This is a genomic window from Enterococcus sp. 12F9_DIV0723, assembly GCF_002174375.1.
GTDB classification, from domain to species: domain Bacteria; phylum Bacillota; class Bacilli; order Lactobacillales; family Enterococcaceae; genus Enterococcus_A; species Enterococcus_A gilvus.
The window spans coordinates 105,277-126,603 of the sequence record NZ_NIBK01000001.1; the positions used below are offsets into that span (position 1 = coordinate 105,277).

The 21,327-nt window shown below is 46.7% G+C and carries 22 protein-coding genes; 19 read left to right on the forward strand and 3 right to left on the reverse strand.

Annotation, left to right across the window (positions count from 1 at the left end; translation table 11 throughout):
* Positions 1 to 24: 24 nt before the first annotated feature.
* Positions 25 to 957 carry an alpha/beta hydrolase gene (locus A5868_RS00515; protein ID WP_086305949.1) on the reverse strand — a complete coding sequence of 311 codons (933 nt, stop codon included), beginning with the start codon at positions 955 to 957 and terminating at the stop codon, positions 25 to 27.
* A 168-nt stretch (positions 958 to 1,125) separates the two neighbouring features.
* On the opposite strand from A5868_RS00515, the gene rbsR reads away from it, so the two are divergent.
* The 8 genes from rbsR to A5868_RS00555 all read left to right on the forward strand — a co-directional run bounded on the left by rbsR (position 1,126) and on the right by A5868_RS00555 (position 6,162).
* Complete coding sequence (gene rbsR / locus A5868_RS00520; RefSeq protein ID WP_010782175.1) at positions 1,126 to 2,118, forward strand: ribose utilization transcriptional repressor RbsR; 993 nt, start codon at positions 1,126 to 1,128, stop codon at positions 2,116 to 2,118.
* A 98-nt stretch (positions 2,119 to 2,216) separates the two neighbouring features.
* Entirely contained in the window at positions 2,217 to 3,122 is a 906-nt protein-coding gene (gene rbsK / locus A5868_RS00525) for a ribokinase (RefSeq protein ID WP_086305948.1), read from the forward strand.
* Between the two features lie 15 nt (positions 3,123 to 3,137).
* Positions 3,138 to 3,533: a D-ribose pyranase gene (gene rbsD / locus A5868_RS00530; RefSeq protein ID WP_086305947.1), complete on the forward strand. Its 396-nt coding sequence runs from the start codon at positions 3,138 to 3,140 to the stop codon at positions 3,531 to 3,533.
* Positions 3,534 to 3,557: 24 nt separating this feature from the next.
* Positions 3,558 to 4,445 carry a ribose/proton symporter RbsU gene (gene rbsU / locus A5868_RS00535; RefSeq protein ID WP_010782172.1) on the forward strand — a complete coding sequence of 296 codons (888 nt, stop codon included), beginning with the start codon at positions 3,558 to 3,560 and terminating at the stop codon, positions 4,443 to 4,445.
* Between the two features lie 107 nt (positions 4,446 to 4,552).
* Positions 4,553 to 4,954, forward strand: coding sequence for a hypothetical protein (locus tag A5868_RS00540; protein ID WP_086305946.1), 402 nt, complete (start codon positions 4,553 to 4,555; stop codon positions 4,952 to 4,954).
* A gap of 59 nt (positions 4,955 to 5,013) precedes the next feature.
* Entirely contained in the window at positions 5,014 to 5,316 is a 303-nt protein-coding gene (locus tag A5868_RS00545; RefSeq protein ID WP_086305945.1) for a DUF5960 family protein, read from the forward strand.
* Between the two features lie 193 nt (positions 5,317 to 5,509).
* Entirely contained in the window at positions 5,510 to 5,839 is a 330-nt protein-coding gene (locus tag A5868_RS00550) for a hypothetical protein (RefSeq protein WP_086305944.1), read from the forward strand.
* Between the two features lie 5 nt (positions 5,840 to 5,844).
* Positions 5,845 to 6,162: a hypothetical protein gene (locus A5868_RS00555; protein ID WP_254908389.1), complete on the forward strand. Its 318-nt coding sequence runs from the start codon at positions 5,845 to 5,847 to the stop codon at positions 6,160 to 6,162.
* A 103-nt stretch (positions 6,163 to 6,265) separates the two neighbouring features.
* Here A5868_RS00555 and A5868_RS00560 read toward each other — a convergent pair whose 3' ends face one another.
* A complete protein-coding gene (locus A5868_RS00560) occupies positions 6,266 to 7,441 on the reverse strand; it encodes a NupC/NupG family nucleoside CNT transporter (RefSeq protein WP_086305943.1) in 1,176 nt (391 codons plus the stop codon).
* Positions 7,442 to 7,808: 367 nt separating this feature from the next.
* Between A5868_RS00560 and A5868_RS00565 the strand changes: the two genes are divergently transcribed.
* The 9 genes from A5868_RS00565 (at position 7,809) to lpdA (ending at position 19,040) form a co-directional block, all read left to right on the forward strand.
* Positions 7,809 to 8,441, forward strand: coding sequence for a GntR family transcriptional regulator (locus A5868_RS00565; RefSeq protein WP_010782166.1), 633 nt, complete (start codon positions 7,809 to 7,811; stop codon positions 8,439 to 8,441).
* A 170-nt stretch (positions 8,442 to 8,611) separates the two neighbouring features.
* Positions 8,612 to 9,961, forward strand: a complete 1,350-nt coding sequence (locus A5868_RS00570; RefSeq protein ID WP_086305942.1) for an FAD-binding oxidoreductase — start codon at positions 8,612 to 8,614, stop codon at positions 9,959 to 9,961.
* 184 nt (positions 9,962 to 10,145) lie between these two features.
* Positions 10,146 to 11,345 carry a quaternary amine ABC transporter ATP-binding protein gene (locus A5868_RS00575; protein ID WP_086305941.1) on the forward strand — a complete coding sequence of 400 codons (1,200 nt, stop codon included), beginning with the start codon at positions 10,146 to 10,148 and terminating at the stop codon, positions 11,343 to 11,345.
* Positions 11,338 to 13,056: an ABC transporter permease/substrate binding protein gene (locus tag A5868_RS00580; RefSeq protein WP_010782163.1), complete on the forward strand. Its 1,719-nt coding sequence runs from the start codon at positions 11,338 to 11,340 to the stop codon at positions 13,054 to 13,056. The genes A5868_RS00575 and A5868_RS00580 overlap by 8 nt, the downstream gene beginning before the upstream one ends.
* Before the next feature lie 266 nt (positions 13,057 to 13,322).
* Positions 13,323 to 14,279 carry a sugar-binding transcriptional regulator gene (locus A5868_RS00585; RefSeq protein WP_086305940.1) on the forward strand — a complete coding sequence of 319 codons (957 nt, stop codon included), beginning with the start codon at positions 13,323 to 13,325 and terminating at the stop codon, positions 14,277 to 14,279.
* A gap of 15 nt (positions 14,280 to 14,294) precedes the next feature.
* A complete protein-coding gene (locus A5868_RS00590; protein WP_086305939.1) occupies positions 14,295 to 15,299 on the forward strand; it encodes a thiamine pyrophosphate-dependent dehydrogenase E1 component subunit alpha in 1,005 nt (334 codons plus the stop codon).
* A gap of 126 nt (positions 15,300 to 15,425) precedes the next feature.
* Positions 15,426 to 16,403: an alpha-ketoacid dehydrogenase subunit beta gene (locus A5868_RS00595; protein ID WP_086305938.1), complete on the forward strand. Its 978-nt coding sequence runs from the start codon at positions 15,426 to 15,428 to the stop codon at positions 16,401 to 16,403.
* Between the two features lie 14 nt (positions 16,404 to 16,417).
* Positions 16,418 to 17,635, forward strand: coding sequence for a dihydrolipoamide acetyltransferase family protein (locus A5868_RS00600; protein WP_086305937.1), 1,218 nt, complete (start codon positions 16,418 to 16,420; stop codon positions 17,633 to 17,635).
* A gap of 13 nt (positions 17,636 to 17,648) precedes the next feature.
* On the forward strand, positions 17,649 to 19,040 hold the full coding sequence (gene lpdA / locus A5868_RS00605) for a dihydrolipoyl dehydrogenase (protein ID WP_086305936.1): 1,392 nt from the start codon (positions 17,649 to 17,651) through the stop codon (positions 19,038 to 19,040).
* Positions 19,041 to 19,084: 44 nt separating this feature from the next.
* Here lpdA and proC read toward each other — a convergent pair whose 3' ends face one another.
* Complete coding sequence (gene proC / locus A5868_RS00610) at positions 19,085 to 19,897, reverse strand: pyrroline-5-carboxylate reductase (RefSeq protein ID WP_081633635.1); 813 nt, start codon at positions 19,895 to 19,897, stop codon at positions 19,085 to 19,087.
* A 146-nt stretch (positions 19,898 to 20,043) separates the two neighbouring features.
* Here proC and A5868_RS00615 point away from each other — a divergent pair, with 146 nt between their 5' ends.
* A complete protein-coding gene (locus tag A5868_RS00615; RefSeq protein ID WP_086305935.1) occupies positions 20,044 to 21,030 on the forward strand; it encodes a helix-turn-helix domain-containing protein in 987 nt (328 codons plus the stop codon).
* Positions 20,997 to 21,305 (forward strand): hypothetical protein, encoded by a 309-nt coding sequence (locus tag A5868_RS00620; RefSeq protein WP_086305934.1) that lies wholly within the window; start codon positions 20,997 to 20,999, stop codon positions 21,303 to 21,305. Before A5868_RS00615 ends, A5868_RS00620 begins: the two co-directional genes overlap by 34 nt.
* The last annotated feature ends 22 nt before the right edge of the window (positions 21,306 to 21,327 follow it).

Consider the following 21,327-nt stretch of genomic DNA (forward strand, 5'->3'; position numbering starts at 1 on the left):
TATGGATGCTGTCTATAGTTTTTTTTAGTTGTTAGTAACGTATTTTTGTAGGAAATCGGTGACTTTTTTCTGATACATCGCAGGATCTTTGCTCAAGGCTTCCGCGTGCTTGGCGCCTTGTACGACGTATTTTTCTTTCGGTCCTTTTGTAGCGTTGTAGACCTCATCCAACATGGCATAAGGCACAAAGTCGTCTTTGTCACCGTGGATAAAGAGCATTGGACGCGTGTTCTTATGCAGTTGCTTGATGGCATCTGCTTCCCCAAAGAAATAGCCCGCGCGGACCTTTGTGACGAGACTGGTGACTGGGATCAAGGGGAAAGCGGGCAGATTGAACATTTCTTTCAATTGATAGCTGAGCTCTCCATTGACGGAGCTGTACCCGCAATCTTCGATGAATGCTTTGACATTCTCCGGCAATTTTTCACCGCTGGTCATCATGACAGTCGCGCCGCCCATGCTGACACCGTGCAGAACGATCTCGGAGGCTGGATCGTTCTTGATGACGCGATCGATCCATTGAAGGTAATCCTTTCGTTCATCCCAGCCAAATCCGATATAATCGCCTTCGCTCCGTCCGTGACCACGCGCATCCGGCATTAAAACATTGTAGCCAAGGTCATGGTAGATTTTGGCGTATTGAGGCATATCGGAGGCTTGCCCCATGTAGCCGTGAGCGATGATCACTGTTTTATGCGATTCTTTTTCTGCCGGCAGATAGTAAGCAGACAGGTTCAAGCCGTCTTTTGAGTCAAGCTGCCAATCGGTGCGGTTATTTTTATCATTGAACCAAGTCTCAGCCGTTACTAATTCCGTCGATTTATTGGAGGAGCTGCCTGCCAAGAAATCTTTTTTTGCAGGAACCACCGCGTATGAGTAGAAATAATTTCCGGCGGCGATCAGCCCGATCACTAAGACTAGAACGATGGCTAGAATAATTTTTGTGGCTCTATTCATTTGTTTCCTTCTTTCTTCTGGGATAATTCTTTTTAAGTAGACGATCACGAGGGATATCATTAGCAGTATAAAAAAAATTCGTCCCCATAGCAAGTTCATGGACAGGCATATTTACAGCTCCGCGTATTCATGAGAAAATGTAGCGAAGTTTGAAGCAGGAGAAATCGCATGAAAAATAAAAAAATTACCATCAAAGATGTCGCCAAACAATCGGGAGTCTCCATCGCCACCGTCTCCCAGATTTTAAACGGCAATGAAAATAAATTCAGCCCCAAAACAGTAGCGAAGGTTCTGGCCGCAAAGGCGGAACTGAATTACGAGCCTGATTATTTTGCCCGGCGTATGATCATGAAGAAAAGCAAGACCATCGGTGTATTGGTGCCAGACATTACCAATCCCTTTTTCGGTACATTGGTACGGGGGATCGAAGGCGTATTGTACCGTGAAAACTTTGTGACGATGCTCTGCAACGCGGATCTAGACACAAAGAAGGAAACCGATTATTTGGAAGAATTGAGCCGCCGCGGCGTTGACGGCTACATCATCGCCAGTTCGGTGATCTCTAACCAAGCCATCAATGACACCTTGCGGAAAAAAAATCTGCCCTATATCGTGTTGGATCAAAAGAAGGCGGAAGGATTCAGCGATGCCGTCCTGACCGATGATCTTTCTGGCGGGCGGATCGCGGGGGAACACCTGAAGACGCTGGGGCATGAGAAGGCCGCCATCGTGCTGCCAAAGGACGCGCCGGCGAACATCCAAAAACGTCTGATGGGCTTTCAACAAATCTATCCAAAGGCGGACCTGATCTTTGGTGAATTAACGAAAATCGGTGGGCGTCATGCGGCGGCGAACATTTTACAGACAGAAGCGACGGCTATTTTTGCAGTCAATGATGAATTGGCCTTTGGGTTGTATTTAGGATTGGCTGAACTGGGGAAAAAAATTCCAGAGGATTACAGTGTGATCGGGTACGACAATATCGATATGTGCGAATATGTCACGCCGCAACTGACTACGATCGCCCAGCCGATCTATGAATTGGGTCAAACCACTGCCGCATTATTATTGGAAAGAGTGGAGCAGCCCGCGAAAGATTGGGAAGAAAAGACCCTGCCGGTAAAATTGATCAAACGTTTTTCAACAGCACACTTGAAATAGCTTTCAAGCTGTGCTATATTTTTGGTGTCGAATTAAAACGTTTTAATAAAACGTTTTAATTTAAATCAAATGAACGAATCTGAAATGGAGTGACTAAAATGAATACGGTTACGATTATTGGAAGTATCAACTTGGATCGCACGATTCGTGTGAAAAAAATGCCCAAACCTGGCGAAACGATGCACACAAAAGAAATTTTTTCTGCTGGTGGTGGAAAAGGAGCCAATCAAGCCGTTGCGGCGAAACGTTCGGAAGCAGCGACGAATTTTATTGGCGCGATCGGCAATGACGCGGCAGGCGAAATGATGCATCAGCTATTATCAGAAGAAGGCATCGACTTAGCCGGTGTACAAACCTTGGAGAATCAAGCGACTGGACAGGCCTACATCATCGTGGACGATCAAGGAGAAAACAGCATCATGATCCATTCAGGTGCCAATAACGCATTTATGCCAAAAGATGTTCAAGACCATGCAGATCTGATCGAAGCGAGTGATTTTGTCATTGCGCAATTTGAAAGCACTTTAGAAAGTACGATCGAAGCCTTCGAGATAGCTCAAAAGGCGGGAGTAAAAACGATTTTAAATCCAGCGCCAGCGTTGGAGCATGTGCCAGAGGAACTCTTGAAGGTGACCGACATGATCGTCCCAAATGAGACTGAAACAGAGATCATCACCGGCATCACTGTGACGGATGAAGCCAGCATGAAGGCGGCAGCAGAACAGTTGCATCAATTGGGCATCGAAGCGGTGATCATTACGATCGGCAGCAAAGGCGCTTTTTACGATGTGCAGGGTCGTAGCGGAGTGGTTCCAGCGTTCAAAGTGAACGCCGTAGATACTACTGCGGCAGGAGATACTTTCATCGGTGCCATGAGCAGCATCTTGAAAAAAGATTTCAGCAATTTAGAAGAGGCGATCCACTATGGAAATCAGGCGTCTTCAATTACCGTTCAACGTTTCGGTGCACAACCTTCTATCCCTTATAAAAATGAATTGAACTAAGAAAGGAACCTTCTCATGAAAAAAAGTAAAGTCATAAACTCAGATATCTCTCGTGTCATCGCTCAAATGGGTCACTTTGATCAATTAAGTATTGGCGATGCCGGCATGCCCGTCCCTATGACAACGGAAAAAATCGACCTCGCTGTCGATAATGGGATTCCTAGTTTTATGGATGTTCTAAACAATGTATTGGAAGAACTTGAAGTACAACGCATTTATTTGGCAGAAGAGATCAAAACAGAAAACCCTGATATGTTGAAAAGAATCCAAGAACGATTGCCTGAAACACCGGTATCCTTTATTCCTCATAGCGAGATGAAGGCGGCGTTGAATGACAGCAAAGCATTCATCCGAACGGGCGAAATGACCCCCTATGCCAACATCCTATTAGAAAGCGGCGTCGTCTTTTAAACGTCGATAGAAGGAGGAACAACTATGAATACAACAGCGATTTTAATCGGTTTAGGGCCGTTACTTGGTTGGGGGCTTTACCCTACGATCGCCTCAAAAATCGGCGGGCGTCCGGTCAATCAAATTTTAGGGTCGACGTTAGGTACCTTGATTTTTGCCTTGATCTTTGCCATGGTCAACGGCATGGGACTCCCATCGGGCATGGATCTGGTCTTCTCGATCTTGTCAGGTGTGGGCTGGGCGATTGCTCAAATCATTACCTTCCAATCCTTTACGTTGATCGGCTCCTCTCGTGCGATGCCGATCACGACAGCTTTTCAATTGTTAGGCGCTTCTTTATGGGGCGTGATCGCTTTAGGCGACTGGCCGGGTGTGAGCGCGAAGCTGTTAGGCGGATTGGCGTTGGTATTGATCATTTTGGGTGCTTGGATGACGGTTTGGACGGAAGAAAAAACACAAGAAAAGGCCAGCATTTTGAAAAAAGCTGTTCTGTTGTTGGCCGTTGGTGAGATTGGCTATTGGGCCTATTCAGCGGCACCGCAGGCAACGAGTATCGATGGCATGCACGCATTCTTGCCGCAAGCGATCGGGATGCTGCTAGTGGCCCTTGTGTATTCAGTGATCTTAAGTGTGAAGGACAAAGAAAAATCTGCACTAGCAGAGCCAGTGTCGTATAAGCATATCTTCTCAGGATTCTTTTTCGCCTTCGCCGCATTGACTTACTTGATCTCCGCGCAACCAGATATGAATGGGTTGGCGACGGGCTTCATCTTATCTCAAACCTCCGTCGTTCTGGCAACACTGACAGGGATCTGGTTCTTGGGACAAAAGAAAACAAAAAAAGAAATGACCGTTACGATCATCGGGCTGGTTCTGATTTTGGCTGCCGCTGCGATGACAGTGATGATCTAAAAGAAGGAAAGCTGCCGGGTATTGGCGGCTTTTTTTATTTGGAGAGCAAATGAACTAAGAATTTTCCGCTGAATGCTATAATCAATTAGAAGAAAAGGGGAGAGGTTATGAAGCTGACGGTTTCAATGGATATTTTAGAAGAGGCCTTTTATTATGTTTCACCGGTCAAGCCAGTTTCAACGGTGCCGCTGATCTACGTCACTTTTTTAGCAGAAAAATCTCAGGTGGCTTATACGGCGGAAAATGAAGCGAAGTTTGCTCGTAAGACGGAACGGATAGTCAAAACGGCATTTCATGAGATTCTACAGAAAAATCAGGAATACCGTGAAGCGTTAGATAAAGATACGGTACTGACGCCGCAAGAGCATCTGACGAAGCAAGGCCACTTGATGGACGCAACGATCACAGCCTTTCAGAGTGCGCCGGAGTTGAACGTCATTCGAGTGGAGCTTACGGGCAGCTGGCCTGTTTTCCAAACGGAGGCAGGGCAGTTAGATTTAGAAGCGTAAGCGTGTTAGTTCAGTAAACGGCCACCAGATGGTAAAGTGAAAGAGAAAGGGTGAAGAAAATGGATATGACCTATTTTGAAGGACAAGACGTATTTTTAGAAGATTATAAAAAAGCCGCAAAAGCAGAAACGATCGATTCCCAAAAGGTGATCGATGCGGTGATGGATCAATTGAACAAGCCAACACCGGACGACAAATTGTCGTACATTCTGCCTGGTTCAGAGACCGTAAGCGGGCGTTCCGTACGTTTCCCATTTCGTAAAGAACTGATCGCGATGGATCAGGAAGCCAGGGTTTCGACGCAATTCTTTTACGAAGGCTCTCCCGTGGAATACGAAGTTTTAGATGAAGAACAACGTTAATACCCCCAGTCGTTCAGGCAGAAATGCTTGAACGGCTTTTTTTGACTTGCTTTAAAAAAAGAAGCTGGTATGATAGATATAATATGGTTTGTTATTTTTTAGCAAGAATGGGAGGTGATGGTCTTGCATGACCAACGAGCAGCAGGGCTATTTCCTGTACGCAATGAATTAAAACTGAAAAGGAGCTAATCCATTGTTTATTCTTGAAAAGAAAGCGGAATCCAAGCAACAAATATGGACCCATATCAAACGGCACTATCAAGGAGAAAAAGTAGCAGTTGTTGGCGTAAACAAGCAATTGCCGCAAACCTTCCTGCGAAACAAGCAAGTTATTTTTTATGAAAGTCTGACGGAGAATTTTTTGTTAGAAGAAGGAAAGAAATTTTTAGACAGCTTTGCGAAGGATTATTCTGCGTTTGTCTTTTATGTCGCGTGCTCAACAGAAGCAGCGGAGCAGTTGATCGACGCTGGACGTGCTTCAGGCGTGCGGGTCACCGTCACAGTGGCAGAAGCGGCTGCTTAAATCCAATGATGTGGAAAGAGGTCATTCGAGAAGAGACGGTTCAAAACACGATCTTGCGAAGCGGCTTGCGACTGCTGCATCAACCTGCATGGTATCGAGGCAAGGATAGAAAGGCGCTGCTGGAACTATCCGAGCACCTGCAGCGTGTGATGCAATTACATTTAAAAACAGAGAATTTAGTCGTCGGTATTCCTGGCTATGGGAAAGAAGTGACGCTGTTAGAAGTAGATGAGCCTGTGTTTGTCCCTCATCATAAAGTCGAGCAGATCGTCGAATCAGCAGAAGGGTATTACATCAAGTTAAAACTAATAAAAACCATTTAAAAGCAGTCGCACAGGTGTGCGGCTCTTTTTTTTTTGAGAAGAAGAAGTTTTTCAATAAAAAAACAACCGTTCAGCATTAAAGAAAGCTGAAGGGTTGCGTGGGTTAAAAGATCAAACCTGTGATGATCGCGCTTAAAAAGCTGACCAAACTGGCACTTAGCAAAATTTTCAAGCCATGCTTTGCTACTAGATTGCCCTTTTCTTCATTCAGTCCCTTCATCGCACCAGAGATGATCCCGATAGAAGAGAAATTCGCGAAGGAAACTAGGAAAACCGAAAGGATGGCTGTTGTACGCGGGGTAAAATCCCAGCTTCCTTTAGCCAATTCTGTCATAGCGACAAATTCATTGGTCACAAGCTTTGTGGCCATCAAACTTCCAGCATCCACGGCTTCTTTCCAAGGAATTCCTGTAAGAAACGCCAGTGGCGCAAAGACATACCCTAAAATTTCTTGGAAGGTCAGGCCTGTGAGCTTGGAGAAAATAAAATTGATCATGGCGATCAATGCGACGAATCCAATCAGCATAGCCGCTACAGTGACCGCGACATGGAAGCCGTCAAGGATGTATTCCCCCAGCATTTGGAAAAAGGTTTGTTCCTTGTCCTCCTCGATCACCAAGTCGTCATCCTCCAATTGGTAAGGATTCACGACGGAAGCGATGATGAACCCGCCGAATAAATTCAACACAAGTGCCGTGATCACATAACGTGGCTGGATCAGTGCCATGTACGAACCGACGATCGACATAGAAACAGTGGACATCGCTGAAATACTCATAGAGGTCAGACGCTGTTCTGTTAAGGTAGGCAATTCTTTTTTAATGGAAATAAAGACTTCCGATTGACCTAAGATAGCGGAGGCGATCCCGTTGTAGGATTCCAATTTTCCCATGCCGTTGATTTTACTAAGACCGAGGCCGACGCCCTTCATGAAGAGGGGCAAGATTTTGATGTAGCGCAAGATCCCGATAATGGCAGAGATGAAGACGATCGGCATCAAGACATTTAGAAAGAAAGGGAAGCTGCCCTTGTTGGCGATGCCGCCAAAAACAAATTCGACTCCTGCTCCTGCAAAGCGCAGCAAAGCATCAAACACGCCAGCCAGACTGCCAACGATCGTCGTTCCTACCGTTGTGCGCAATAAAACAAAGCCTAATAAAAATTGCAAAACTAACATGACCAGAATAGGCGAATAACGAATGTTCTTACGGTCGCTGCTAATCCAAAAACCTAGAGCCAAAACAAGGATCAGCCCAATAATACCTATCACAAAATGCAAAAAATCACTCCTAATATATGAATTCAACTGAATTTCCTACACGTTTCAGCGAAGAAAAACAGAATAGCAAAAAAATAATCTGGATTATCTTAGCTGTTTTAAGGATAAATTGCGAAGATTAACTCAAAAAATCAGCTTCTATGAATAAATTCTAAAGACGAAAGCACTAACAACTTCATTTTTTGCTCCTTTAATCTGAGTACAGATTTTCTAAAAAAAATATGCTATGCTTGAAAAGAAATCTTCAGAAAAAGCTGTCAGTTCCGTTTTTCGCAGTGTATAGAGTACAAAGTAAGCTATATACTTCCTCCTTTATTTAAGGCTAAGTCACTTTAACGGAATGATAGACGAACTAGGAGGGATCGAAATGGAAGGGGAAAATAAAAAACGGGTTTTACTTCCGCGGTATCAGCAAGTAGCAGTAGAGATCGCTGAACGAATTGCGGACAAACGGTACCAAGTAGGCTCAAAAATCCACGCGCGTTCGACACTTGCCAGCAACTTCAACGTGTCGCCGGAAACGGCTCGAAAAGCCATCAATGTATTAGTCGATCTTGGGATCATGGAAGTGCGTCATGGCAGCGGCGCTTACGTTCTGTCGCGGGAAAAAGCGCAGGCCTATTTTGAAAAGTACCAAGATGTACAAACGATTCAAGAGATCAAAAATGACATTCAAGCCAGTGTCGATAAGCAAAAGCAAGAATTGGACAATGTCAGCCACTTGCTCAATCAATTGTTGTCTCAGACAAAACGCGTCCACAACGGTGCGCCCTTCGCTCCGTATGAATTGACCCTGACATCCGAGGCGGCCCACCTCGAAAGTACGGTCAATGAGCTGAACATTTGGCACGAGACCGGGGCGACGATCATTGCGATCCAGCAAAAGGATGAGCTGCTGTTGTCACCGGGTCCGTATGCGAAGATCTGTGCCGGCGACACGTTGTTTTTTGTAGGGAACGAATTGGTCTTGCAACGGATGCAGCGGTTGTTTTATCCGTAGTGCTGCCGGATCAAAAAGAGGACCGTGAGGGGTCCTTTTTTGATTGGTCAGAATTGAATCGTAAAAAAATGATAACGCTTTCCGATTTGAAGCCTTCTTCTTTTACTATTCTTAGCGAGCATGAGACACTTTCCTAATAAACGACCCTTTTGTGAAATGGAGGATGTATCATGGGAAAAAAGCTATACGAATTGCCGCATTCGCTCAAAGAAATCGCGATATTTCCAGAAGACCCTCGTTACGATACCGTTCGTTCAAATGATTATAAAGTCGGCCAGCCAAAAATCGTCCTTTTAGCAGAAACAGAAGAACAGGTCAGTGAAGCGATCACCTATGCCGCAAGTGTGAAGCACGGGCAGGAAGCGCCGTTTCCATTTTCCGTGCGAAGCGGAGGCCATGGGTTGTCTGCGACGTCAGTCAATGATGGCGGACTGATTCTTGATCTCTCGAAAATGAACCAAATAACCGTTGTCGATAAAGAAAAAGGCCTCGTCCGTATCCAATCAGGTGCTCTTTGGGGAGACGTTGCGACGAAGCTGCACGCCGATCACTTGGTTCTTTCCAGTGGCGATCATGGAGATACAGGTGTTGGCGGTCTGGCCGTCTCTGGCGGGATGGGGACAGTCGTACGGGCCATGGGACTTACGATCGATTGCGTGGTCGGTGCGACGATCATTACCGCGGATGGTGAAAAGCATGTCGTGGATGCCGCACACGAGCCGGAGCTTTTCTGGGGAATCCGAGGCGGCGGCGGGCAATTTGGCGTGGTGACGGAATTTCTTTTCCAAGCGGATACGGTCGTATCGACAAATCCCGTGTTCACTACACCGATCATCGTTCAAACGATCAGCTATACGGTAACGGACCTTTTTGAATTCATCCAAGCGTGGCATGGGTGGTTCAAGCAGGCCTCCAACCAACTGACGAGTATCATGCTGTTGAATCGAGGCGCGGACCAAACGGTCACAGTCCAAGCGAGAAACTTTTGGTACGGGGAAGAGACACCGCAAGCAAAAGAAGTGTTGGCACAGGCACTTCAATTAAGTGATAGCACCGCGAATACGGAAGTTGCGATGAACTATGCAGACTTTTTCCCAGATGAGCATGCACGGATCGAAGGGAAAAATACCGCCTTTGGGAAAAATACCTTGGTGGCGGATATTCCTTATGAGATCGTTGCTGAAATGGAAAAGCTTCTTGAGCCGGATTTTGTTTATGGCATTGAACTGCGTGCACTTGGCGGCGCTGTGAACGAGAAGACTTCCGATTTCAATGCGTGGTCATTTAGGGATGCGGAGATCATGATCGCTTATTGGTTCAACAAGGACTCCGCGGCGGAGGCGATCCAATTGTTCCAGCCTATTTTGGAATTTGGTCAAGGGGTCTATGGTGCCTATTCCAGTGATACCAGTCATGAGGAAACGATGCGTGTCTGGTCTGTACCGACGGCGAATAAATTGCGAGGGCTGAAGCAACAGTACGATCCGATGAATGTATTTACGGAAAATCGTGAAGCATGAGGCTGTTTTTATATGTGAAGAACCTAGTGTCTGACGCTAGGTTCTTTTTTGCGGCAATTTTTGAAGGAGGCGGCATTTTAGGACGCATTTCCACTATTTCTGAAAATTTTCAGCATCTTCTTTGACAAAGTGACCACATGATGTTAGTGTTGTATGGTCACTTTTGTTAAAGGAGGATATAAATTTGAGTAAAGTTAAGGTAGAACATCTGACTAAAATATTTGGGAAAAAACAGCAACAAGCCCTTGCGATGATTCAAGAGAATCGCAGTAAAAACGAAATTGTAGAAAAAACAGGTGCGACTGTTGGTGTATATGATGCAAGCTTTGAAGTCAATGAAGGGGAAATTTTTGTTATCATGGGACTTTCCGGCAGCGGAAAATCCACAATGATTCGTTTATTGAATCGGTTGATCGATCCAACCTCTGGAGAGATCTATATCGATGGTGAAGACATTGCCAAAATGGATAAAGAAGCGTTGCGAGAAGTACGCCGCCATAAAATCAATATGGTTTTCCAAAATTTCGGACTGTTTCCTCATCGTACGATTTTAGAAAATACAGAATATGGTCTTGAAGTGCGAGGCGTGCCGAAAGAAGATCGCCAAGCCAAGGCAGAACAAGCATTAGACAACTCAGGGTTATTGACCTTTAAAGATCAATACCCAAATCAACTATCCGGTGGGATGCAGCAGCGGGTTGGATTGGCGCGGGCGTTAGCCAACGATCCAGAGATCCTGTTGATGGACGAAGCGTTCTCAGCGTTGGACCCATTGATCCGCCGCGAGATGCAGGATGAATTGTTGGATTTGCAGGCCAACGTGCAAAAAACAATTATTTTCATCACCCATGATTTGAATGAAGCGTTACGCATCGGCGATCGCATCGCTTTGATGAAGGACGGACAAATCATGCAGATCGGAACGGGGGAAGAAATTCTGACACATCCAGCGAACCAATATGTTCGTGATTTCGTAGAGGATGTCGATCGTTCGAAGGTTCTGACGGCACAAAACATCATGGTACCGGCATTGACGACCAATATCGAAGTCGACGGTCCAAATGTTGCCTTGAATCGGATGCGGAAAGAAGAAGTCAGCATGCTTTTAGCGGTAGACCGCAAGCGTAAGCTGAAGGGCAGTCTGACAGCAGACAAAGCCCGTGAAGCACGGAAGAATAATTTAGAAATTAAAGACGTCATCGATAAAAATGTCCGTCGGATACCAAAAGATATGTTGGTCACTGATATTTTTAATCTGATTTTTGATTCGCCAGCACCCTTGGCCGTAGTAGAAGGCGATCGCTTAGTCGGCGTCGTTATTCGGGGAAGTGTGTTAGAGGCATTGGCAGATACAGAGACAGAAGAGGTGAAGATGGATGTTTAATATTTTACAACAAGCCTTGCCCGTCGCAAATTGGGTAGAGAGCTTTACAGATTGGTTGACAGGAACATTCTCCGGATTGTTCTCAGCCTTACAGCACATTGGTCAATTTTTAATGGATGGGATGACCAGTCTATTAACGATGATCCCGCCATTATTGTTTATTTTAGCATTAACAGTTGCCGCCTTTTTCATTTCAAATAAGAAATGGGGATTGACGAGCTTCACGTTGATCGGCTTGCTCTTCATTTATAATCAAGGGTTATGGACAGACTTGATGAGCACGGTCACATTGGTTCTTTTATCGAGTGTGCTATCGATCATCATCGGGGTACCATTGGGGATCTTGATGGCGAAAAATGAGACAGCAAAGAAAATCATCACGCCGATCTTGGACTTTATGCAGACGATGCCAGGTTTCGTTTATTTGATTCCTGCGGTCGCGTTCTTCGGTATCGGAATGGTCCCAGGGGTATTCGCCTCAGTGATCTTCGCGTTGCCGCCAACGGTTCGTTTTACCAACTTAGGGATTCGTCAAATTCCGAAAGAATTGGTGGAAGCCTCTGATTCATTCGGTGGAACAGCGAAACAAAAATTATTCAAGTTAGAATTGCCATTAGCGAAAAGCACGATTTTAGCCGGTATCAACCAAACAACGATGTTGGCTTTATCTATGGTCGTGATCGCCTCTATGATCGGTGCACCCGGTCTAGGTCGCGGCGTCTTGTCCGCCTTGCAGCGTGCACAAGTCGGGAATGGTTTCGTAAACGGTTTGGCTTTGGTTATCTTAGCGATCATCATTGACCGTTTTACACAAAACATCAACAAACCAAAACAACAATCTGCTCAAAAAATGCCGAAGAAGAAAAAGATCGGTATCGCAGCAGGTGTCGTTGCAGCGATCGTCTTACTGGCTTCCTTTGGATTAGGCGGAGCCTCAAAAGAAAACAAAGGAACGATCAATTTGACTTACGTGGAATGGGACACGGAAGTTGCTTCCACACACGTCGTCGGAGAAGTATTGAAGGAAATGGGCTACAACGTCAACATGACACCGTTAGACAATGCGATCATGTGGGAATCTGTCGCAAAAGGGGAATCGGACGCGATGGTATCCGCTTGGCTGCCAAACACGCACAAATCTCAATTTGCACAATACAAAGATCAAGTCGATGATCTTGGCGTGAATCTGAAAGGGGCGAAAGTCGGGATCGTTGTTCCTGACTACATGGATGTGAATTCCATCGCGGACCTGACAGATCAAGCCAACAAGACCATCACTGGGATCGAGCCTGGCGCAGGTGTTGTGAATGCGGCTGAAAATACCGTGAAGGCTTATCCAAATCTAGCGGATTGGAACGTTTCTACGTCTTCATCTGGTGCGATGACCGTTGCTCTTGGTCAAGCGATCAAGAAAAAACAACCAATCGTGATCACAGGCTGGTCGCCACATTGGATGTTCGCAAAATATGGGTTGAAATATTTAGAAGATCCAAAAGGCGCTATGGGAACCGAAGAAGCGATCCATACAATGGCACGCAAAGGGCTGGAGAAAGATCAGCCAGAAGCGTACAAGGTATTGGACAACTTCAATTGGACGCAAAAGGACATGGAAAGTGTCATGTTAGCGATCAATGAAGGCAAAGACCCTTCTCAAGCAGCACAAGACTGGATCAAAGAACACCAAAAAGAAGTCGACGAATGGAAGAAATAGCATAAATAAAAAAACGCTGGTTTATCGAGGTTCCTCGATAAACCAGCGTTTTTATTATTTGTTTGTGAAATGCCGTGACATTTGTTCCGAAAACCGCGTCGTTGGAACATTGGATAAAGATGCGCTTGTGAACGAAATCATTTGGTGAAAGCGTTGACACTTGCGACGTCGACTCTTATGATGACAGTGTGACATATGTTAAATATAGGAACATATGATAATATCTGGTCGCAAATAGAAGAGAATCGTTATAGGAGGGAATAAAGATGAGTTATTCCGACGATGCCCGATTATTGACGGAGATTGCTTCAATGTATTACGAAGAAGGAGCCAAGCAATCGGAAGTGGCGAAAAAATTCAACATCAGCCGCTCACTGGTTTCTAAATATTTGGCGAAGGCGCGTTCTTTAGGATTGGTAGAAATTATTATTCATGACGATCTGGTTCATCCGTATCGTCTATTAGAAGAAAAACTGGTAGAGAAGTTTGAGTTGGAAGAAGTGATCTGCATCGCACCGGCAGCGGCAGAAATGCTGAACAAACGCATAGGCATCGCAGCGGGTAAATACCTGTCTCGCATCCTGACAGGAAATGAAACGGTCGGGGTCTCAGCCGGAATGGTGGTCCATGAAGCGGCGCAAAATTTTTTGCCGAAGAATCAAATGGAGAATGTTCGTTTTATTCCGCTGGTTGGCGGATTAGGACAAGAGCACACCGCTTTACAAGCCAACGTGGTCTGCGAGATTTTTGCCAGAAAGAGCGGCGGCTCGGTGTTGGAGCTGCATGCGCCGATCACAGTGGATTCAGCGGAAGCCAAACAAGTATTTATGGCACAATCGTTTATCAAGAACGTGTTTGATAAAGGGAAAAAAGCGGATATCGCGTTAGTCGGGATCGGCGGCCTGCCTGCCTATTCCACGATGACCAAAGCATATTTACCAAATGAAGAAGTACCCCTGAGAAAGGAATTATCTGCTGGCAATGTGTCGGGAGATATTTGCTACAACTTTATTGATGAGGAGGGCGAACTTGCAGAGTGTACGTGGAACGACCGCGTGTTAGCGATCAGTTTGACAGAATTGAAGAAGATACCAAAGCGGATCGGCATATCTGGCGGCAAGGAAAAAGTCAGCGGGATACGGGCGGCACTGAGAGGGAATTTGGTCAATGTGCTGATCACCGATGAAGAGACAGCGAAAACGTTAGTAGAAGAAGATAAATAAAATGGAGGCGCATAAATGATGACAGCAACGGAAAACATCTCGATTCCGAATCGAGCAGGATTGACGGATGAAGCGTTCATAACGCTTTACCGCAGAATGTGGGAAATCCGATTCTTTGATGAGAAGGTCGATCAATTATTTGCGAAAGGCTTGATCCACGGAACGACTCACTTGGCAGTCGGACAAGAATCCACCGCGGCGGGCAGTGGCGCTGTTTTGAGAAAAACGGACTGGATCACCGCCACGCACCGCGGGCATGGACAAACCATCGCCAAAGGGACGAATATCAATGAAATGATGGCGGAGCTCTTCGGTCGGACGACTGGAACCAACAATGGGAAAGGCGGCTCCATGCATATCGCCGATCTAGATACAGGAAATCTTGGCGCAAACGGCATCGTCGGCGGCGGATTCCCGATCGCAACGGGCGCTGCGTTGACTTCAAAGATCAAAGGGGATGACAAGGTGGCGCTGGCCTACGCAGGCGACGGTTCGACCAATGAGGGGAGCTTCCATGAATCCTTGAACTTGGCGTCGATCTGGGCATTGCCTGTGGTCTTCTTTATTGAAAACAATCAATACGGAATGAGCGGTCCCTTCAAAACCATGATGAATGTGGAGCGGTTGTCAGAGCGGGCGAAAGCCTACGGGATCGAAGGGATCACGATCGAAGGAAATGACGTGATCGAGGTCATCAACACCACCTATGATGCGGTCGAAAAAGCCCGTCGCGGGGAAGGTCCAACCCTGATCGAGGCCATGACCTATCGTTGGAAAGGCCACTCAAAATCCGATGCGAAGAAATACCGCACGAAGGAAGAGGAAGAAGATTGGCGCAAGAATCATGACCCAATCAAATTGGCTCGTGAGAAGTTTGTGGCCGCAGGGATCTTCACGGAAGAGGAAGCAGAAGAGATTCGTTTAGCAGCCAAACAAGCGATCGAAGACGCGGTGACCTTTGCAGAAGAAAGCCCGATGCCGGCGATCGAGACGATGTTTGAAGACGTTTATTCGGATTAGGATACCGGTTTGCCAGTTTTACTTCTTGCTTTAACAAGTTAGTAAAATGGGATGCGCGATGACGATCAAACTTATTTTTCCTTTAGAAAAATAAATACTTTAGTACGAAATAGGAGGAGCAAAATAATGAGAGAAATCACTTACGCGGAAGCAGTCAGAGAAGCGATGTCTGAAGCGATGCGAGAAGATGAAGATATTTTCATGTTAGGCGAAGACATCGGCGTTTATGGCGGCGCGTTTGGTGTGAGTCGCGGGATGGTAGAGGAATTCGGGGAAGAGCGGGTTCGTTCCACGCCGATCTCTGAATCGGTGATCGCGGGCGCTGCCGTGGGTTCGGCGATGACGGGGATGCGGCCGATTTTTGAGATTCAGTTTTCGGATTTCATTACGATCGCTCTGGATCAAATCGTAAACCAAGCGGCGAAGATTCGCTACATGTATGGCGGAAAAGCCAAGATTCCATTGGTGATGCGGACTCCCGGCGGCTCAGGGACAGGCGCGGCAGCGCAGCACTCGCAAAGTTTGGAAAACTGGACAGCTCATGTTCCTGGTCTAAAAGTCATTCAACCGGCAACGGCTTATGATGCGAAGGGTCTGCTGCACGCAGCCATCGAAGACAACAACCCAGTCATGTTTTATGAGCACAAGCTCTGCTATCGGACGACTTCGGACGTGCCGGAAGGAAAATACACGATCCCGATCGGTGTGGCAGATATCAAACGAGAAGGAACGGATATTTCTGTCGTAGCCACAGGGATCATGGTGCATAAAGCACTGGAAGCAGCCGATATTTTGGCAGAAGAAGGCATCCAAATCGAAGTGGTCGATCCACGCACGTTGGTCCCGTTGGACAAGCAAACGATTATTGATTCGGTTGTTAAGACAGGGAGAGCGGTCGTTGTGACGGAAGCAGTCAAGCGCAGCGGATTCAGTGCCGAATTAGCTAGTGTGATCGCAGAGGAAGAATGCTTTGATTTCTTAGATGCGCCGATCATCCGTTTAGCTGGCCAAGAAATTCCGATGCCGTACCATCCAGAGCTTGAGAAAAAAGCAGTTCCTCAGGTTGAAGATATTGTCGACGCTTGTCGCGGACTGATGGCATAGGGGGGGCGGAAAAAATGGCGAATGAAGTATTGATGCCAAAGTTGAGTTCCACGATGGATGTTGGAACGATCACGACATGGCTGAAAAATGAAGGCGATTCCGTGGAAGTCGGCGAGGCAATTTTTGAAGTCATGACGGATAAAATCGCGATCGAAGTGGAAGCTTATGATGAAGGAATCTTACTCAAAAAATATATCGGCGATGGGGATAGTGCGCCAGTAAACTCCGTGATCGCCTACATCGGTGAAGCAGGAGAAGACGTTCCGGCGGAGATGCCAGGCGCGGAAGCTGAACCAGAAGCGGCGGAAGAAGCCAAAGCTGAGGAAGCAGCGGAAACAGGTGCACCAGTCGAAGAAACGACAGTGGCGACAACAAATGTTCGCGCAACACCCGCCGCCCGCCGAATCGCCCGTGAAAAGGGCATTGATCTACAGACGATCCAAGGCTCCGGACCAAAAGGCCGGATTCAAGCGTTAGATGTGAAGGAATACCAAGCACCTGCAGCTGCGGCGCCAATGCCGAAAGCCGCGGAAGGTGAACTGATTCCGTGGAGCGGGATGCGCAAAGCGATCGCAGACAAGATGTCAGAAAGTAAGCAGACGATTCCACATGTCACTATGAATGCCGAAGTCGATCTGACAAACGTCATCGAATTACGAAAACAATTAGTGCCGATGGTGGAAGAACGGACCGACGAACGCTTGTCCTTCTTAGAAATCATCGCAAAAGCGGCGATGGTCGCGCTAAAAGCCTATCCAGAGTTTAATGCGAATGCCTACGAAGACGGGATTCAGCGTTTTGACCACGTCAATCTTGGCGTCGCGGTTGCTGTGGAGGCAGGTTTAGTTGTGCCGGTCGTAGAAAAAGCGGATCAAAAGGGATTAAGTGCGTTGACTGCAGCCGTAAAAGCGGCCACGAAAAAGGCGCGCAATGGGCAACTGCTGCCGGCAGAAATGAGCGGCGGGACCTTTACCATAAGTTCATTGGGCCGCAGCAAAGTGCAAACCTTTAATCCCATCATCAATTTACCAGAAGTGGCAATCTTAGGCGTTGGCGGAAGCTACGAAAAATTGGTAGTGGAGAACACGCCGGAAGGACCGCAGGCCGCAACGATCACAGCCTTGAATCTTTGCCTATCCTTCGATCATCGGGTCGCTGACGGCGCACCCGCCGCGGCATTCTTGAGTATGATCGTTGAGCTGTTGGAAAATCCAATGAGTTTGTTACTGTAGGGGGATTGCGAATATGACGAAAAAAACAGAAACAGTCGTGATCGGCGCTGGACCTGGCGGATATGTGGCGGCCATTCGTGCGGCACAATTGGGACAAAAGGTGACGGTAATAGAAGCAGAGCATATCGGCGGCGTTTGTTTGAATGTGGGGTGCATTCCGTCCAAGGCGCTGATTACCGCGGGGCATCGTTATCAAGAAGCGCAGCATTCTGATTTTCTAGGATTAAGTGTGAAGGATGCACAGCTGGATTTTGCGAAGACGCAGCAATGGAAAGACCAACAAGTCGTGAAGACGTTGACCTCTGGCGTAGGGATGCTCCTAAAGAAGAATGGTGTAGACGTGATCATGGGTCGGGGGCAATTTACCGGTCCGCAAAGTATGACGATTACCACCAAAAATGGCGAAGAGAAACTGGAATTCAAACAGGCGATCGTTGCAACCGGCAGCCGCCCGATCGAGATTCCAGGCTTCAAGTTTGAAGGGCGTGTATTGGATTCCACTGGCGGCTTGAATTTGAAGGAAATCCCGAAGAAGCTGATCATTATTGGCGGCGGGATCGTCGGTTCAGAGCTAGGCGGCGCGTATCGCAATCTCGGCTCAGAAGTCACGATCATCGAAGGTAGTCCGACTATTGTTCCAAATTTTGAAAAGGATATTTCCGAAATCGTTGCGAAACGCTTTAAACAAAATGGCGTAAAAATTTTCACGAATGCGAAGGCGAAAAAAGCCGTCGAAACGAAAAACGGTGTGGCGGTAGAAGTTGAAATCAAAGGCAAGACGCAAACGATCGAAGCAGATTATGTGATGGTCACGGTTGGGCGCCGACCGAATACGGAAAACTTAGGTTTGGAAAAAGCCGGAGTTACGCTGACGGATAGAAACCTGATCAAAGTGGATGAACAATACCGAACGTCCCAGAAAACGATTTTTGCCATCGGAGACATTGTCGAAGGGTTGGCACTGGCGCATAAGGCCAGCTACGAAGCAAAAGTCGCCGCAGAAGTCATCAGCGGGAAAAATGTCGCGAAGGATTATCGGGCGATTCCGGCCATCTGCTTCACTGATCCAGAAGTGGCGACGGTCGGCTATACGCAAGCAGAAGCAAAAGCCGCCGGAATCAAGGCTAAGACAGCGAATTTTCCGATGCAGGCCAATGGTCGAGCGTTGTCATTGAATGCAACAGATGGCTTTGTCCGATTGGTTTTTGAAGCAGAGACCGAATTGATTTTAGGAGCGCAGATCGTTGGGGTCAATGCCAGTGATCTAGTGGCGGAGCTCACACTAGCCATCGAATCCTATTTAACATTGGAAGACATTTCTTTGACGATCCACGGACACCCGACATTGTCTGAGATGGTGATGGATGCCAGTGAGATTGGTCTGGGACTGCCGATTCATATGTAAAAAAGAAAAAGTTATGCCGTTGATTCGGCATAACTTTTTTTGTGCTATTTCTTCCCTAACTCCTCATCTTTACGGATCGTAGCATCGATGCCTTTGATCACTGTTGAAATGAAGGCATTGTCTTCTAGTTCAACGATCCCTGCAACAGTCGTTCCGCCAGGGGAGCTTACGCGATCGATCAGCGTCCAAGGATTTTCATCGCTGTGAGCCAAGGTCTGCGCACTGCCTAAAATGGCTTGCGTCGCCATTTCCAAGGCGATGTCTTTCGGCAACCCATTCTTCACCGCTGCGCGAGCAATCGAATCGATGAATAGGAAGGTGTACGCTGGCGAACTTCCAGCGATCGCGGTGAAGATGGAGAAATATTTCTCTTCTAAGGGCCAAGCCTTACCGACGGCATTGAATAGATCAATGATCGTTGCGACATCTTCTTTTGTGGCACTTGGGTTTCCGCAAACAGCTGCTGCGCCTTCACCGACCATCGCGTTCATATTGGGCATTACCCGTACGATTCGAATCGGTTGGTCGGTTTCAAACACGTCATAGATCGCTTCTGTACTGGTTCCTGCTGCGATCGAGACAATTAGCGGGTCCTTTTGCAGAATTGCTTCTTTGGCTTCCAATAGCACGCCTTTAATGACATTCGGCTTCACAGCCAAGATCAGTGTATCGACCGTTTGAATGACTTCCTGCGGATCGTTTAATGCATGGGCTCCGACTTTTTCCGCAAATGCTTGGACCTTTTCTTTGGAAATATCGTATAAATAAATATCTTCTGGTTGGCTAAAGCCGTTTTGAACGATGCCTTCCACGATCGCGGAGGCCATATTGCCGGCTCCAATAAAACCAATTTTCATCATAAATTCCTCCTCAAGAGTGTTTGAATCAAATGTACGAACACTTCAATAGTGGTACAATCAATAAAGAAAGTATATGCCGTTTCATGGTTGTTTTAAATAGTGTAGGAAAAGAAGAAAGTGTTCGATTATAAGGTGGTGGTAAGATGGATGCAACAACGACGCAGGATACGCGTTTTTATCAATTTTTGAAGACGCTGGATTGCTACTTAGGAGATGACGGACAGATGCTGGGGGAGGTTCAGCGGTTTGCCGAGAATCCGCAGCGAGAGATCGCGGCTTTTGTGACGAAGGATTCGACAGATCGAATCGAAGTGCCAGACGGCTTCCTTCGCATCCTCTATGTGATGAAGGGGACGGCGACGATTCAGCTAGATAATACGGAGAGATGCCTGACAGCAGGTGGGCTGCTGCTGGTGAATGGCGCTGCGCAGCTCTCTTATACAGGGAGCTTAGAGACGCAAGTGCTGACGTTTTATTTTAAAGCGAGCTACTTCACCGAATCTTTGCTGGGGCAAATTTTCGAGGAACCTCTATTGTATCGTTTTTTTATCGAAGCTTTAAGTGAGGAATTTGTTGGCATTTCACGCTTTCTGGTTTATGATTTTGCAGGAGAGACCGACGTTCATTTTTATGCCTTGCTTTTATTGAAGCAGGTCGTCAAAATGGCCTATTTCAATAACAAAGTGACGAAGGCCGCCTTTGTGCTGCTGATTGTTGAGATCAGCCAAGCACCTCCTGAGGGCTTGATCGCAAAGGACAGTGTCGTGTCGAATGGTCAATTGACTGAAGAGCTGCTGGCGTATATCGATGCGCGATTGGAGCAGGTGACATTGGAAGAGGTAGCGGAAAAATTTCATTTCCATCCGAATTATCTATCGAGCTTATTGAAGGAGAAGACGGGTCATTCCTTTACGGAGATCGTCTTATTGAGAAGAATTGAACGCTGCAAAAAATATTTAGAACAGACAGACCTGACGGTGCAGACGATCGTGGAGCGATTGGGGTATAAAGATAAGGCCTTCTTTTATAAACGCTTCAAGCAAATCGAAGGGCGCACACCACGTCAGTATCGGAAAATGCGAGAGGAAGAAAACGAATGTACGAAGACCTTTTTGCCGAAGTGCAATTGACCGTAGTAGAACAACCGATCGAATGGGTAGAGGACCTGCCGCTTTATCGCGGACATCTCAAGGAATTGCCCTTCATCACAGGGGAAGGCCCCTCGAAAAAAGCGATGTACCAGCAATTAGCGGCACAATATCAAGAGTATGCCGCATTGAATCAAGTGGAGGATAAAGAGGAAGAAATGACGTCTTCTTTATTAACGGCAGATCAATTGTTGAAATATTATGATGGCGAGACCTTCGACGGCTTTTCATTAGGAGACCTGTTGAAGGACGAATAGAGCAACTTTGTATCCCTTTTCA

Excerpts from the sequence above, each read along its gene's own strand:
- A5868_RS00515 (WP_086305949.1), bottom strand. The coding sequence starts at position 957 with ATGAATAGAGCCACAAAAATTATTCTAGCCATCGTTCTAGTCTTAGTG.
- rbsR (WP_010782175.1), top strand. The coding sequence starts at position 1,126 with ATGAAAAATAAAAAAATTACCATCAAAGATGTCGCCAAACAATCGGGA.
- rbsK (WP_086305948.1), top strand. The coding sequence starts at position 2,217 with ATGAATACGGTTACGATTATTGGAAGTATCAACTTGGATCGCACGATT.
- rbsD (WP_086305947.1), top strand. The coding sequence starts at position 3,138 with ATGAAAAAAAGTAAAGTCATAAACTCAGATATCTCTCGTGTCATCGCT.
- rbsU (WP_010782172.1), top strand. The coding sequence starts at position 3,558 with ATGAATACAACAGCGATTTTAATCGGTTTAGGGCCGTTACTTGGTTGG.
- A5868_RS00540 (WP_086305946.1), top strand. The coding sequence starts at position 4,553 with ATGAAGCTGACGGTTTCAATGGATATTTTAGAAGAGGCCTTTTATTAT.
- A5868_RS00545 (WP_086305945.1), top strand. The coding sequence starts at position 5,014 with ATGGATATGACCTATTTTGAAGGACAAGACGTATTTTTAGAAGATTAT.
- A5868_RS00555 (WP_254908389.1), top strand. The coding sequence starts at position 5,845 with ATGATGTGGAAAGAGGTCATTCGAGAAGAGACGGTTCAAAACACGATC.
- A5868_RS00565 (WP_010782166.1), top strand. The coding sequence starts at position 7,809 with ATGGAAGGGGAAAATAAAAAACGGGTTTTACTTCCGCGGTATCAGCAA.
- A5868_RS00570 (WP_086305942.1), top strand. The coding sequence starts at position 8,612 with ATGGGAAAAAAGCTATACGAATTGCCGCATTCGCTCAAAGAAATCGCG.
- A5868_RS00580 (WP_010782163.1), top strand. The coding sequence starts at position 11,338 with ATGTTTAATATTTTACAACAAGCCTTGCCCGTCGCAAATTGGGTAGAG.
- A5868_RS00585 (WP_086305940.1), top strand. The coding sequence starts at position 13,323 with ATGAGTTATTCCGACGATGCCCGATTATTGACGGAGATTGCTTCAATG.
- A5868_RS00590 (WP_086305939.1), top strand. The coding sequence starts at position 14,295 with ATGATGACAGCAACGGAAAACATCTCGATTCCGAATCGAGCAGGATTG.
- A5868_RS00595 (WP_086305938.1), top strand. The coding sequence starts at position 15,426 with ATGAGAGAAATCACTTACGCGGAAGCAGTCAGAGAAGCGATGTCTGAA.
- A5868_RS00600 (WP_086305937.1), top strand. The coding sequence starts at position 16,418 with ATGGCGAATGAAGTATTGATGCCAAAGTTGAGTTCCACGATGGATGTT.
- lpdA (WP_086305936.1), top strand. The coding sequence starts at position 17,649 with ATGACGAAAAAAACAGAAACAGTCGTGATCGGCGCTGGACCTGGCGGA.
- proC (WP_081633635.1), bottom strand. The coding sequence starts at position 19,897 with ATGAAAATTGGTTTTATTGGAGCCGGCAATATGGCCTCCGCGATCGTG.
- A5868_RS00615 (WP_086305935.1), top strand. The coding sequence starts at position 20,044 with ATGGATGCAACAACGACGCAGGATACGCGTTTTTATCAATTTTTGAAG.
- A5868_RS00620 (WP_086305934.1), top strand. The coding sequence starts at position 20,997 with ATGTACGAAGACCTTTTTGCCGAAGTGCAATTGACCGTAGTAGAACAA.